Source organism: Dactylosporangium sp. NBC_01737 (genome assembly GCF_035963215.1).
In the GTDB taxonomy this organism is placed as follows: Bacteria; Actinomycetota; Actinomycetes; order Mycobacteriales; family Micromonosporaceae; genus Dactylosporangium.
In genome coordinates, this window is the sequence record NZ_CP109153.1 from 13141833 (window position 1) to 13154960 (window position 13128).

Below are 13128 nucleotides of genomic sequence, written 5' to 3' on the forward strand. Positions count from 1 at the left end.
CGTCAGGTCCCCGTCAGGTGTTCCGGTCGCACCGGGACCCGGTTGAGCGCGAGGCCGGTCGCGGCGCGGATCGCGGCGACGATCGCCGGCGTGGAGGAGATCGTCGGTGGCTCGCCGACCCCGCGCAGGCCGTAGGGCGCGTCGGGGTCGCCGAGCTCGAGCACGTCGATCTGCATCGGCGGTACGTCGAGGATGGTCGGGATGAGGTAGTCGGTGAACGACGGGTTGCGGATGAGCCCGTCGACGACCTGGATCTCCTCCATGACCGCGAGTCCGAGCCCCTGCGCGGTGCCGCCGGCGATCTGGCCGCGGACCGACTGCGGGTGCAGCGCCCGGCCGACGTCCTGAGCGGTGGCGATCTCCACGACCCGCACCAGGCCGAGCTCGACGTCGACGTCCACAGTGGCGCGGTGCGCGGCGAACGCGTACTGCACGTGCGCGTCGCCCTGCCCGGTGCGCGGGTCGAGCGGATGGGTCGGCTTGTGCCGCCACTCCACGGTCTCCTCGACCGGCTCGTCGCCGAGCACGTCGACGAGGTCCGCGACGACCTCCCCGCCGGCGGTGACGAGCCGCCCGCCGCGCAGCGTGACGTCGTCGCGGCCGGCGCGTCGCAGGACGGCCGCCCGGACCGCCTCGCAGGCCGCCTTGACGGCGCCGCCGGTGACGTACGTCTGCCGCGACGCGGAGCTGGATCCGGCGCTGCCGACGGTGGTGTCGGCGGTGGCGACCGTGACCTGCTCGACGCCGAGCTCGGTGCGCGCGATCTGGGCCTGGATCGTGACGAGCCCCTGCCCGACCTCGGCGGCGGCGGTGTGCACGACCGCGGCCGCCTCACCGCCGACGACCTCCAGGCGGACGCGGGCGGTGGAGTAGTCGTCGAAGCCTTCGGAGAAGCCGACGTTCTTGATGCCGATGCCGTACCCGACGCCGCGGCGGACCCCTTCGCCGTGCGTGGTGTTGGCGACGCCGCCGGGCAGCTGCCGCAGGTCGTCGCCGCGCTGCGGTGGCGGTGCGGCGGCGCGGACCCGGTCGAGCAGGTCCGCGACGGGTGCGGGGCCGCGCACGACCTGGCCGGTCGGCAGGGTGTCGCCCGGTTCGAGGGCGTTGCGGACCCTGACGTCGACGGGGTCGAGGCCGAGCGCCGCGGCGAGCTTGTCCATCTGGGACTCGTAGGCGAAGCACGCCTGGACCGCGCCGAAGCCGCGCATCGCGCCGCACGGCGGGTTGTTGGTGTAGACGGCGTAACCGTCCATGACGACGTTGGGCACCTTGTAGGGCCCGATGCCGAGCGTGGTCGCGTTCGCCACGACGGCCATCGACGTGGACGCGTACGCGCCGCCGTCCAGCACGATGCGGGCCTTCACGTACACCAGCCGGCCGTCGGCGTCGGCGCCGTGCTCGTACCACATCCGCGCCGGATGCCGGTGGACGTGGCCGTGGAACGACTCCTCGCGGGAGTAGACCATCTTCACGGGACGGCCGGTGTGCAGCGCCAGCATGCACGCGTGGACCTGCATGCTGACGTCCTCGCGGCCGCCGAACGCGCCGCCGACCCCGGCGAGGCTCAGCCGGACCTTCGACGGTGGCAGCCCCAGGCAGTCGGCGACCTGACCGAGGTCGCCGTGCAGCCACTGGGTGGCGATGAACAGGTCAACGCCGCCGTCCTCGGCGGGGATCGCGAGGCCTGACTCGGGGCCGAGGAACGCCTGGTCCTGCATGCCGACCTCGTACTCGCCGGTGACGACGACCGCCGCGGCCACGGCCGGATCCCCTTTGCGGATCGGCACGTGCCGCAGCAGGTTGCCCCGGTCGTGGACCCGCTCCGACGAGTCCTGCATCGCAAGGACGCTGTCCACGACCGGCGGGAGCACCTCGTACTCCACGACGATCGCGGCGGCGGCCCGGCGGGCGGTCTCAGGGTGGTCGGCGGCGACGATCGCGACCGGCTCGCCCGAGTAACGGACCTGGCCCATGGCGAGGACCGGCTGGTCGGCGTGTTCGAGGCCGTACAGCTTCTTGCCGGGGACGTCCTCGGCGGTGAGCACGGCGTGCACGCCGGTGGTGGCGACGGCGCCGGTGAGGTCGATGCGGACGATCCGGGCGCGAGGGTGCGGGCTGCGCAGCGTGGCGCCCCACAGCATCCGGTCGGCCCACAGGTCGGAGGAGAACGCGAACTCGCCGGTGACCTTCAACGTCCCGTCGGGCCGCAGCGGCGACGTGCCGACCCCGGCGCTGATACCGACCGCAGTGGTCATCGGGCCTCCCTGAGCGTGCGGGCGGCCCGCGTGAGAGATGCCGCCACCGCCTGTTCGTCCAACGTGGACAGTGCGCCGTCCTGTACCACGGCGCGGCCGCCGACCAGCAGCAGCCGCAGCGGGGCGGGAGGGCCGAAGACCAGCGCCGCGACCGGGTCCTCGATGCCGGCGTGGCCGAGGCCGTCGAGGCGCCACAGCGCGATGTCGGCGAGCTTGCCGGGCTCCAGGGAGCCAAGTTCGTCGTCGCGGCCGAGGCAGCGGGCGCCGCCGATGGTGCCCAGGGCCAGGGACTCCCGGGCGGTGAGCGCGGCCGGCCCGCCGCGCAGCCGGGCCAGGTACAGCGCCTGGCGCAGTTCGGCGCCGAGGTGCCCGGCCTCCTGCGACGCGGCGCCGTCGACGCCGAGGCCGACGGGGACGCGGGCGTCGAGCAGGTCGCGGACGGGTGCGATGCCGGCCCCGAGCCGGCCGTTGGAGCTGGGGCAGTGCGCGACGCCGGTGCCGGTCGCGCCGAGCCTCGCGATCGCGTCGGGGTCCAGGTGCACGGCGTGGGCGAGCCACACGTCGTCGCCGAGCCAGCCGAGCGATTCGGCGTACTCGACCGGCGTGCAGTTGTGGACCTCCCGGCAGTACTCCTCCTCCTCGATCGTCTCGGCAAGGTGGGTGTGCATGCGCACGCCCTCGGCGCGGGCCAGGTCGGCGGCCTCGCGCATGAGCCGCGGGGTGACGGAGAACGGGCTGCACGGCGCGACCGCGATGCGCACCATCGCGTCCGGCGACGGGTCGTGGAAGCGGTCGATCGCGTCCTTCGTCGCGGCGAGGGCCGCGTCGGTGTCCTCGACGACGCTGTCCGGCGGCAGGCCACCGTCCTTTTCGGACAGGTCCATCGACCCGCGGCACGGGTGGAAGCGCAGGCCGACCGACGCGGCCGCGTCGATCTCCGCGGCGAGGATGTCGCCGCCGTCGCGTGGGAACACGTACTGGTGGTCGGTGCTGGTCGTGCAGCCGGACAGCGCGAGCTGGGCAAGGCCGGCGGTCGCGGCGGCGTGCACGATCCCGGCGTCGATGCGGGCCCAGACCGGGTACAGCTCGGTGAGCCAGCCGAACAGGATCTCCTGCTGGGCGTAGCCGCGGGTGGCGGACTGGTACAGGTGGTGGTGGGTGTTGACGAGGCCGGGGGTGGCGAGGCAGCCGGTGCCGTCGACCCGGGTGGCGCCCGGCGGGCCGTCGTACGCGCCGGGCCCGACCGCGACGATCCTGTTGCCGTCCACGACGATGTGCCCGTCGGTGTACTCGGTGCCGGCGCCGTCCACCGTGGACACCGCGCAGTGCTCGATGACGATCATGCGCCGGCCGCCAGCTTCACGGCTGCGACGATGTTCTCGTAGCCGGTGCAGCGGCACAGGTTGCCGGCAAGGGCCTCGCGGATGTCGGGATCGCTCGGGCTCGGGTTGCGCGCGAGGAGGTCGTGGACGGCGACGACGAGGCCGGGCGTGCAGAATCCACATTGGACGGCGCCGGCGCTCAGGAACGCCTGCTGCACCGGGTCGAGCCCGTCGGCGCCCGGCAGGCCCTCGACGGTCCGCACGTCGCGGTGCTCGGCCTGACCGGCGGCGACGAGGCAGGCACAGACCGGGGTCCCGTCGAGGTAGACGGTGCAGGAGCCGCACTCGCCCTGTTCGCAGGCGTTCTTCGCGCCGGGCAGGCCGAGGCGTTCCCGCAGGACGTACAGCAGGCTCTCCCCCGGCCAGACGTCGTCGGCCTGCCGGGCCTCCCCGTTGACGGTCAGGTTCACGCGCATCGGTGCTCCTCCCAGGCCCAGCGCAGGGTGCGGCCGCCGAGGACGGCCAAGGCGTGCCGGCGGTACGCGGCGCTGCCGCGCACGTCGTCGATCGGGCGGGCGGCGGCGCCGACGAGCTCGCCGAACCGCCGCACCAGCGGGTCCGGCAGCGGCGCGCGGTCGTCCCACGGCAGTTCGGCGGCCAGGGCCTCCGCATCGGTGGCATGCAACGGGGTCGGCCCGGCCGAGCCGATGCCGGTACCGACGCTGCGCCGGGCCGGGTCCAGCGCCAGGGCGAACGAGCAGACCGCGATGACCATCGCGTTGCGGGTGCCGACCTTCGCGAACTGCTGCGGGCCGGCTGCGGCGGGCACGAGGAACGCGGCGATGAGCTCGTCGGGTGCCAGGACGCTGCGCTTGGGTCCCTGGAAGAAGTCGGCGACGGCGACGGTGCGGGCGCCGCGGACGGAGGCGACCTCGACCTCGGCGGCGGTGGCGAGCAGCGGCGGGTGCGCGTCGCCGGCGGGTGAGGCAGAGCCGAGGTTGCCGCCGACGGTGCCGCGGTTGCGGATCTGCGGCGAGCCGACGGTCCTGGCGGCCATCGCCAGGCCGGGCAGGCGACCGCCGAGCTCGTCGATGATCCGCCGGTACGTGACGCCGGCGCCGACCCGCAGCCGGTCGCCGTCGGTGGCCCAGTCGGCCAGCGGCGCGACGCGGGTCAGGTCCAGCAGCGCGGGCGGGCGGCGGCGGTCGAAGTTGAGCTCGACCATGATGTCGGTGCCACCGGCGATCGGCACGGCATCGGGATGCTCGGCCTTCGCGGCGAGGGCCTCGTCCCAGGTGGACGGTCTCAGAAACTCCACGCGACCTCCTCGGCGACATCGTCGTCGCGCCGGACGGAGCCTTCGATCAGCCCGTAGGGCCGGTCGGCGGCGTAATACACCTCGTTGGGATTGTCGAGCCCGAACGGCGTCAGGTCCACGAGGAAGTGGTGCCGGTTGGGCAGCGACAGCCTGACCTCCACCACGCCCGGGCAGGCGGACAGCACCCGCTCGCCCATGGCGTACAGGGTCTGCTGCAGCGCCAGGCTGTGCGTGTCCGCGAACGCCGCCACCAGCGCGGCGCGGGCGGTGTCGTAGGCGTCCCCGGGTTGCGGCCCGGCGTGCCGCCAGGTGGCGTTGACGCTGGTGGCGAGGATCCGGTCGCGGGTCTCCGGCAGGGTCGTCCAGGCGTCCCGGACGAAGCCGTGGAACTCCGAGTCGGTCGTCTTGAGCAGCACCAGTCCGCTGACGCCGGAGACGACCTGGGTGCCGTCGGCGTCGTGGTGGACGGTGGCGGTGCGGACCTCGCCGCCGTCGCGGCGGAAGGTGTGCCTGCCGTCGACCGGCTGCCACGGGTACTGCTCGACGATGACCCGCGCGCCGTGGATGCTGGGCTGCGAGTCGACGAAGTGCCGGGCCAGGCGGGTCGCGAACGCCTCGATGCCGTCGATGCCGTGCTCGCGCGCGAACGCGTAGACCGTGTTCTTCTGGGTGTCCGTCGGCAGGACCGCGGCGTTGTCGCCGGTGAGGTGGCTGGCGGCCAGGTCGCCGCGCAGCGAGACGCTGACGTTGAGGTCGGTCAGCTCGTCGCCGCCGGGGCCCCGGGTCACGCGCACGATGCGGGTCTCGGCCTTGCCGTACTGGTTGGGCCCGAGCGCGAAGGTCGGCACGTCTCAGCTCCCTCGGTAGGTCGAGTATCCGAACGGGCTCAGCAGCAGCGGCACGTGATGATGCCGGTCGTCGGCGACCGCGAAGACGATGGCGACCTCGGGGAAGAAGTCGGAGGCGAACTCCGTCTCGAGGACGAGGCGGTGCCGACCGGCCTGCAACGGTGTTTCGAGCCGCCACCGGCCGTCGGCGTCGGTCACCCCCTCGTGCGTGCCCGAAGGGGTTTCCAGGCGCACGGGCACCCCTTTGACGGGCAGCCCCCTGGACGTGTCGAGGACATGCGTGGAGAAGCTCATGCCACGAGCCGTTCGAGGCGCAGCTCCACGATCTTGCGCAGCTCGCCGCGCACGACGCGCCGCTCGGTCTCCTCGTCGTTGCCGAGGCGCCCACGGGCGGCGGCGAGGATTTCGTCCGCCGACTTGCCGCTGGCGAAAATGAGGAACAGGTGGCCGAAACGGTCCTCGTAGGCCTGGTTGGCGGCGGCGAGCTCGGCGTCGGCGCCCTGGACGCCGGACTGCTCGCGCCGCGACCAGGTGGCCTCGGCGCTGTCGCCGGACGGTCGCTCACCGATGCGCGGGTGCGCGGCGAGCACCGCGGCCAGGTCGGGCCACGTCAGCTCGTCGAACGCGGCGACACCAGCGACGACCAGGTCGGCGGGTGTGGGAAACGGGCGGTGGTCGGCCACCCTTGCGGCCCAGCCGGGCGACGCGCAGCAGGCCAGCAGGGCCTCCTGCGCCGCGGCGGGCGGCAGACCGTTGAACCGGTCGAGCATGGCCCCCCTCTCACTATCCCCGGCACCCTACTCCGGGGATGTTTCATGTCTAGATCTTGTCGCTTTTCTTGCTTTTTATCCACGTTTTCTCCGGTACCTTCGAACCCTGCCGCCGTGTGGTATGCGTGGCAGACTCGAAGGATGCAGTTGCGGCCGGAAATCGAGCTCATCGAGGTGTCGGGCCGCTCGCTGCGGATCGTCGACGCGCACCTGATCACCGCCGACGGCCCCACCCGCCCGATCGGCCACGACCTGCCCGACCGTGGGGTCGAACTGACCGCCGGCCCCGACGGGTACACGGCCCGCTGGTCGCGCAACGCGGTGAGCCTGCCCGGCATCGCCCGCGCGTTCGTCGGTGGCGCCGCGGGCGGGGCACTGTTCCGGCTGCTCGGCCTGCCCGGTGCCGTCCTCGGCGCGGTGATCGCGGTCGGTCTGGCCCGCTCCGCCCGCGACCGCCCGACGACCGTGCCCGACCCGACGGTGTCGGTCGCGGAGGAGGGCGCCGACCTGGTCCTGCGCTCCGCCGACCTGCCGTCGCTCGTCTTCGCCGTGATGGAGCTGACCGGCGCCACCGGCCCGGTCACCGTGAGCCCCGCCTTGAAGGTCGCGGAGCTGACCGACGGCGGCTCGGAGACCGTGCGGCTCGACGACGTCGGCGGCCTCGACGACGTCGTGGCCCAGTTCCGCGACGTGGCCGTGTCCTTCCGCCACCCCGATGTCATGGCCCGCTGGGGCGCCACCAGGCCGCAGGGCATCCTGCTCTACGGCCCGCCCGGCACCGGCAAGACGATGCTGGCCCGCGCCCTCGCCAACGAGATCGGCGGCGACCTGCGCGAGATCCGCACCCCGGAGATCCTCGACAAGTGGGTCGGCAACTCCGAGAAGAACATCCAGCGGATCTTCGCCGACGCCCGGCGCCTGCGCCAACCGACCGTCCTGCTCTTCGACGAGTTCGACTCCATCATCAGCTACACCGGCGCCGCGTTCGACGCCGCCGGCCAGATGATCAACGCGGTGGCGGGCATCTTCAAGCAGGAGATGAACACCCTCATCGAACACAACCCCAACGTCATCGTCGTGGCGACCACCAACTTCCCGGACCGGGTCGACGCGTCCCTGGTCCGCTCCGGCCGCTTCGACCTGAAGCTCGCCGTCCCGCCGCCCGGCCCACAGGCCCGCGCCGACATCCTCACGAAGCTGCTGCGGCGCCTCATCGCCCGGCACGAGGTCGGCGGGTTCCGGCTGTTCGCCGACGACCTGGACGTCACCGCCATCGCCGCGGCGTCGACGGGGATGACGGGTGCGGACTTCAAGGAGGCGCTGCGGAGGGCACAGCTGGACAAGGCGATGCACGAGGCGCGCAACGGCAAGCCGCCGTCACCGATCACGCAGGCCGATCTCCTCGCCGCGGTGAGCGCCGTCCGGACCTGACCGAGCCCGCGGGACGTGGCCCGCCGCTACGGGTTGCGCACGAACGGAGTCGTCGTCGCGAGCTGCTGGAAGCCGAGGCGGCGCAGGATCGGGCGGCTGTCGGCGGAGGCGTCGACCTGCAGGAAGCGGTAGCCCGCCGCGGCGGCGAGCGCGGCGCGGTGGGCGACGAGCGCGCGGAACACACCCCGGCCGCGCCAGTCCGCGACGGTGCCGCCGCCCCACAGGCTGGCAAACCCGGCGCCGCCGTGGAACTCGACCCGGCCGGCGCAGATCGGGCGGTCGCCGGCCATGACGACCGCGGCGGCGATCGAGTCCGGCCGGTCGGCGAGGCGGGCGGTGAGGTCCTTGCCGATGCGGGAGTGGTCACCGCCGAAGACCTCGTCGTGCACGGCGACGACGAGGTCGACACCGGCGGCGTCGGTGACCTCGTGCAGGCTCGTGCCGGCGGGGAGGGTCACGTCCAGCGACAGGTCGGCGAGCTCGGCGAAGAGCAGGCCCTCCGCGGGGTCCGGCTCGAACCCCGCGGCGAGCAGCCGCTCGGGGAGGTCGGCGGGGCGGTCATAGGAGTAGTGCTTCCACTCCCACGGCTGGCCGAGCTGGCCGAAGCGCTGGATCTGCGCGGCGATGACCGCGTCCGCGTCGAGGCCGTCCAGGTCGCACCAGGCGATCCCGTGCCAGCCGTCGCTGGCCGAGACGACCCGCACGATGCCGGGCTCCCGCTCCACGACGGTGCCGGAGTCGGCGCCGACGCGCGGCTCCTGGCGGATCTTCCGGTCGAACAGGGCTAGCACCTGCTGGGCGTCCACGCCTCAAGACCACACCTTCGTGGATCTGTGTGCAAGCGGTTTGCAGCGTCAATCGGTGTAGGTGCCGACCAGCTCGATCGTGCCGACCAGATGCTCGTTGAGGGCGCCGACATCCTCGGCGGGAATCCACAGTTCCAGAATGTGCCCGCCGCCCGCGCGTTTCGTGGTGTACCGGCGGGCGAACAGCGTCTGCACCCGGAATCGCGTCACGTGACCGACGCCGGACGCGGGAACGTTCCACTCGCGGGCGATCTGCGTGGCGTAGGCCTCGTTGAGGACGGGGTAGAAGATCGGCTGGTCCGGCAGGCGCGGCGGCCACCGGCGCCAGCCGGACGCCTCGACCAGGCGCAGCTCCTGCGGTCCGACGGGACGCCAGAGGGTGGTCGTGCCGGCGGCGTCCTCGACCCGGCCGGCCAGCAGGTGGGCGGCGAGCCTGGCCACGTCGGGGTCCGTGGCCGGCGCGGCCAGGTCCTCGGTGAGGACGGCAAGGATGTCGTCGCCGTCGAGCCAGCGCAGCGCGGCGATGTCATCCGGGTCCGCGTGTTCGATGAGGTGGGCGAGGCCCGGGCCGTCGAGCCGGTACGCGCCGCTGCCCGCGCGGTGCCCGCAGGCCGCCGCGAGCGCCGGTGGCCAGCCGGCATCGGCCCGGACGAACTCGCCGCCGACCGGGCCGATGCCGTATGCCTTCACCACGCCGTGCAGTCTCGCATCACGCGTGCCGGCCGCGCGGGCGGGTGAGGACCGGCACGAGGCTCAGCGCCAGGCCGACGAGCGCGATGCCGGTGACGAGGTTGACGCCGGGGTGGAACTGGGTGAAGTCGCCGGTTCCCTTGCCGCCGGTGGCGACGAGGGCGGTGACGACCGCGAGGATGAGCGCCGCGCCGACCTGGCCGGAACTCTGCACCAGACCGGAGGCGAGGCCCTGCTCCTCATCGGCGACGCCGTCGGTGGCCTGGGCCATGATGGAGCTGAAGCCGAACGCGAAGCCGCCGCCCAGCAGCAGCATCGTCGGCAGGATGGCGACCAGGTAGTGCGGTGCGCTGCCGGCCGTGAGCAGGAACCAGCCGTAGCCGAGGCTCATCGACAGCATCGACGCGACGATGAGCCGCGGTGTGCCGTAGCGGTCGATGAGCCGGCCGACGAACGGTGAGCCGAACGCGACGAGCAGGCCGGCCGGCAGCAGCGCGAGCGCCATCTTCAGCGGCGACCAGTGCAGCACGTCCTGCAGGTACAGCGTCATCATGAACTGGAAGCTCAGGTATGACCCGAACAGCGCCACCATGCTGAGGTTTGCCCGCACGATCGAGCCGACCCGCAGGATGTCGAGGCGGATCAGCGGGTGCGCGACCCGCCGCTCGATGACGACGAAGCCGACGAGCAGTGCCACGGCGACGACGGCGGAGGCGAGCGTCACCGGGTCGAGCCAGCCGCGGTCCGGTGCGGACACGACGGTGTAGACGGCCAGGAGCATGCCGCCGACCAGCGTGGCCGCGCCTGCAAGGTCGTGCCCGCCGTTGGCGGCCGGCTCATCCCTGGGGATGAGGGCGACGCCGGCGACCAGGGCGCCGATGGCGAGCGGCACCGGGATCAGGAACGTCCACCGCCAGCCGACGCTGGTCAGCAGGCCGCCGAGGATCAGGCCGGAGCTGTACCCGCTGGCGCCGAAGACCGAGAAGACCGACAGTGCGCGGTTGCGGGCCGGTCCCTCGTGGAACGTGGTGGTGAGGATCGACAGGGCGGTCGGCGCGGTGAACGCGGCGGCGAGGCCCTTCACGAACCGGGTGGCGATGAGCAGGGTGCCGTCGTCGACGAGGCCGCCGACGAGGGACGCGACGGCGAAGACGCCGAGCGCTGCGAGGAAGACGCGGCGCCGGCCGAGGACGTCGGCGGTGCGCCCGCCGAGCAGGAGCAGGCCGCCGTAGCCGAGGACGTAACCGTTGACGATCCACTGCAGCGAGGTGGTCGACAGGCCGAGCTCGGCGCCGATGGACGGCAGCGCGACGCCCACCATCGACACGTCGAGGCCGTCGAGGAACAGCACGGCGCAGAGCACCGCGAGGACTCCCCAGAGTCGCGGGGTCATCGTCGCGTGGGTCTCCGGCGTGGTGGTGGCGCTTGGGGCCGGGAGGGTCGTAGTCACGGGACGGAACACTAGATGCGTGTGCATTCAATGTCCATGCACTAAATGCTGGTGCATTTAATGTAGGTGCATCCGGATGACGTACGGGGGTAGGATGCGCGGCATGACGTCGGAGGCAGCGCTGGTCGAGCACTGGCGCTCGCTGCTGACCAGCTACAACGAGGTGGCATGCCATTTGGAGCGCGCGCTGTCCGACGCGCACGGACTGAGCATGAGCGAATTCGAGATCCTCGACCGGCTGGTCGCGCAGCAGTGTGAGAAGCGCCGCATGCAGGACCTTGCCGCGGACATGTATCTCAGCCAGAGCGCGCTGTCGCGAGCGGTCGCACGGCTGGAGAAGAGCGGCCTGGTGTCACGGGCGCTGTGCGAGGCAGACCGGCGCGGCGTGTTCGTGACGCTCACCGCCGAGGGTCTGCAGCGTCACACCGCCGCCCGCGAGACCCACCTGTCGGTGCTCGCAAGCCATTTGCAGGCTCAGGACACCCTGCGGTAGTAGGAGTCGACCGCCGGCTGGCCGGTGTAGTTGGCGCCCGCCTTGTCGTCCGCGCCGAGATACTCGTACGGCAGCGTGACCTCGCCCCGGTCGTCCCGGCCGATCCTGCGGCGCCGGCCGTCGTAGTTGAAGCCCGCGTCCCTCAGGTGCGCGGCGAGCCGCCGCCCGGCGGGCCTGCCGTCCTCGAGCCGGACGCTGTCGAGGTCGATGTCGGCGACGAGCCGGCCGCCGTCGGTCAGCCAGCCCGCGGCGCTCGCCAGCAGGCCGAGCTTGTCGCCGACGTAGTGCAGGCCGTGCACACTGGTGATGAGGTCGTAGCGCCGATCGGGCTTCCATTCCGCCACCGACGCGGTGGTCAGCCGCAGCCACGGCACGTCCGGCGCGGGGTCGAACGCGTCGACGAGATCCACCCCGTGGACGAGGACCCGGTCGCCGACCCCGGCGGCGTGCAGCCTCGCGGCCGCCTCGACCAGGGCCCGCCCGGTGCCGCAGCACAGGTCGAGCCACGCGACGGTGTCCGGGGCGCCGGTCACCGACACCAGCGGCAGGAGCGCGTCGACCGGGTTGAAGCCCAGCTCACGGTCGTAGCTGTTGACCCCGGCGAGGGCACGCTCGCGGTTCATCGCGGAGTTGGCCACCACTGCCGAGCCGGCGAGCGTGTCGTCATCGAGCAGGGTCACCAAACCATGATCGCAACCAGGACCCGGGAAGCCAACACCCGGCCGCCCTTCCGGAACCCTCGCCCGGGCCCGGGTCCCGTTCTTTGGGATGACTTCCCGCCCAGCTCACTGAAACACGCTTGCAGAGATCACCTCCGCGCTGCCCGTGCCAGGTCTGCGGGCCTTCGCAGGTGTCCTACCAGCTGGGACGAACGCCACCCGGGCGACGTGGCGCAATGACCACCGGCGATCGGTGCGGAAGGTCGGCGGGCCGGCTCCGGCGTCGCGGGCCTCGGCGGTCCGAGCCCGGCAAGGCGGGTCGGACCGCCGTCGCCGACGGCACCGGATGGGACCGGAGCTGCCGGCGAGGTGACGGAGTTGCCGGCGGTGCGGATCAACGGTCGCCGTGGCCGTCACCCGCGCCGCTGCCCGGGCCCGCGGCGAGGTGGCGGAGTGATCGGTGGTGCGGGATCAGCACTCGCCGTGGCCGTCACCCGCGCCGCTGCCCGGGCCCGCGGCGAGGTGGCGGAGTGATCGGTGGTGCGGGATCAGCGCTCGCCGCCGTGGTCGTCGCCCACGTCGTGACCCGGGCCGTCGTCAGCGCCGTGGCCGCCGCTGCCGTGGTCATCGCCGGCGTCGTGGCCCGGGCCGTCGTCCCCGCCGCCGTGCCCCCCGCTCCCACTGCCGCCGCTCCCGCTGCCCGAGCCTGAGCCGCCGTTGCCGGAGCCGGTGGTGCGGTTGCCGCCGTGGTCGTCTGCCGACGGGGATGCCGAGGCCGACGGGTTGCCGCCGTGGTCGTCCGTCGACGCGGAGGCCGACGGGGACGCGGTCGCGTCGTCGCTGGACGCCGAGGGCGACGCCCCGCCGTGGTCGTCGGCCGACGCCGACGCGGACGGACTGTCCGAAGTGGACACCCGGGCCGGGCGGTCGTCGCCGGACGGGCCGGACGCGGCCAGTGCCGTGCCGCCGATCGCCAGGGCCGCCGTCACGGTTGCGGTGATGATGAGGGTCTTGCGCATTGCCGTACACCTCCGTGGTTGTTCTGCTCTTGCAGAAACCACGTTGCCGGGCACGGCGATATCGAGG

At 73.0% G+C, this 13128-nt stretch carries 14 protein-coding genes; 2 read left to right on the top strand and 12 right to left on the bottom strand.

The window, feature by feature from the left end; genetic code table 11:
- Positions 1-2: 2 nt before the first annotated feature.
- From pucD to uraD, 7 genes are read right to left on the bottom strand one after another with little or no spacing between them, the layout of a single operon-like run.
- Positions 3-2255 (bottom strand): xanthine dehydrogenase subunit D, encoded by a 2253-nt coding sequence (pucD, locus tag OHA72_RS60700; RefSeq protein WP_327005139.1) that lies wholly within the window; start codon positions 2253-2255, stop codon positions 3-5.
- Positions 2252-3598: an 8-oxoguanine deaminase gene (locus OHA72_RS60705; protein WP_327005140.1), complete on the bottom strand. Its 1347-nt coding sequence runs from the start codon at positions 3596-3598 to the stop codon at positions 2252-2254. Before OHA72_RS60705 ends, pucD begins: the two co-directional genes overlap by 4 nt.
- On the bottom strand, positions 3595-4053 hold the full coding sequence (locus OHA72_RS60710) for a (2Fe-2S)-binding protein (protein WP_327005141.1): 459 nt from the start codon (positions 4051-4053) through the stop codon (positions 3595-3597). The genes OHA72_RS60705 and OHA72_RS60710 overlap by 4 nt, the downstream gene beginning before the upstream one ends.
- On the bottom strand, positions 4044-4895 hold the full coding sequence (locus OHA72_RS60715) for an FAD binding domain-containing protein (protein ID WP_327005142.1): 852 nt from the start codon (positions 4893-4895) through the stop codon (positions 4044-4046). Before OHA72_RS60715 ends, OHA72_RS60710 begins: the two co-directional genes overlap by 10 nt.
- Complete coding sequence (gene pucL / locus OHA72_RS60720; protein WP_327005143.1) at positions 4883-5743, bottom strand: factor-independent urate hydroxylase; 861 nt, start codon at positions 5741-5743, stop codon at positions 4883-4885. Before pucL ends, OHA72_RS60715 begins: the two co-directional genes overlap by 13 nt.
- Positions 5744-5746: 3 nt before the next feature.
- Positions 5747-6037, bottom strand: coding sequence for a hydroxyisourate hydrolase (locus OHA72_RS60725; RefSeq protein WP_327005144.1), 291 nt, complete (start codon positions 6035-6037; stop codon positions 5747-5749).
- On the bottom strand, positions 6034-6513 hold the full coding sequence (gene uraD / locus OHA72_RS60730) for a 2-oxo-4-hydroxy-4-carboxy-5-ureidoimidazoline decarboxylase (protein WP_327005145.1): 480 nt from the start codon (positions 6511-6513) through the stop codon (positions 6034-6036). Before uraD ends, OHA72_RS60725 begins: the two co-directional genes overlap by 4 nt.
- A gap of 141 nt (positions 6514-6654) precedes the next feature.
- Here uraD and OHA72_RS60735 point away from each other — a divergent pair, with 141 nt between their 5' ends.
- On the top strand, positions 6655-7944 hold the full coding sequence (locus OHA72_RS60735) for an ATP-binding protein (protein WP_327005146.1): 1290 nt from the start codon (positions 6655-6657) through the stop codon (positions 7942-7944).
- 26 nt (positions 7945-7970) lie between these two features.
- On the opposite strand, the gene OHA72_RS60740 is transcribed toward OHA72_RS60735, so the two are convergent.
- From OHA72_RS60740 to OHA72_RS60750, 3 genes are all read right to left on the bottom strand, one after another.
- Positions 7971-8750, bottom strand: a complete 780-nt coding sequence (locus tag OHA72_RS60740; protein WP_327005147.1) for a GNAT family N-acetyltransferase — start codon at positions 8748-8750, stop codon at positions 7971-7973.
- Between the two features lie 48 nt (positions 8751-8798).
- Positions 8799-9167 (bottom strand): ADP-ribosylation/crystallin J1, encoded by a 369-nt coding sequence (locus tag OHA72_RS60745; protein ID WP_327011898.1) that lies wholly within the window; start codon positions 9165-9167, stop codon positions 8799-8801.
- Positions 9168-9459: 292 nt separating this feature from the next.
- Positions 9460-10890: an MFS transporter gene (locus OHA72_RS60750; RefSeq protein WP_327005148.1), complete on the bottom strand. Its 1431-nt coding sequence runs from the start codon at positions 10888-10890 to the stop codon at positions 9460-9462.
- 103 nt (positions 10891-10993) lie between these two features.
- Here OHA72_RS60750 and OHA72_RS60755 point away from each other — a divergent pair, with 103 nt between their 5' ends.
- Complete coding sequence (locus tag OHA72_RS60755) at positions 10994-11383, top strand: MarR family winged helix-turn-helix transcriptional regulator (protein ID WP_327005149.1); 390 nt, start codon at positions 10994-10996, stop codon at positions 11381-11383.
- Here OHA72_RS60755 and OHA72_RS60760 read toward each other — a convergent pair.
- On the bottom strand, positions 11365-12063 hold the full coding sequence (locus OHA72_RS60760; protein ID WP_327005150.1) for a class I SAM-dependent methyltransferase: 699 nt from the start codon (positions 12061-12063) through the stop codon (positions 11365-11367). The genes OHA72_RS60755 and OHA72_RS60760 overlap by 19 nt on opposite strands.
- Before the next feature lie 527 nt (positions 12064-12590).
- Complete coding sequence (locus OHA72_RS60765) at positions 12591-13061, bottom strand: hypothetical protein (protein WP_327005151.1); 471 nt, start codon at positions 13059-13061, stop codon at positions 12591-12593.
- Positions 13062-13128 lie beyond the last annotated feature (67 nt).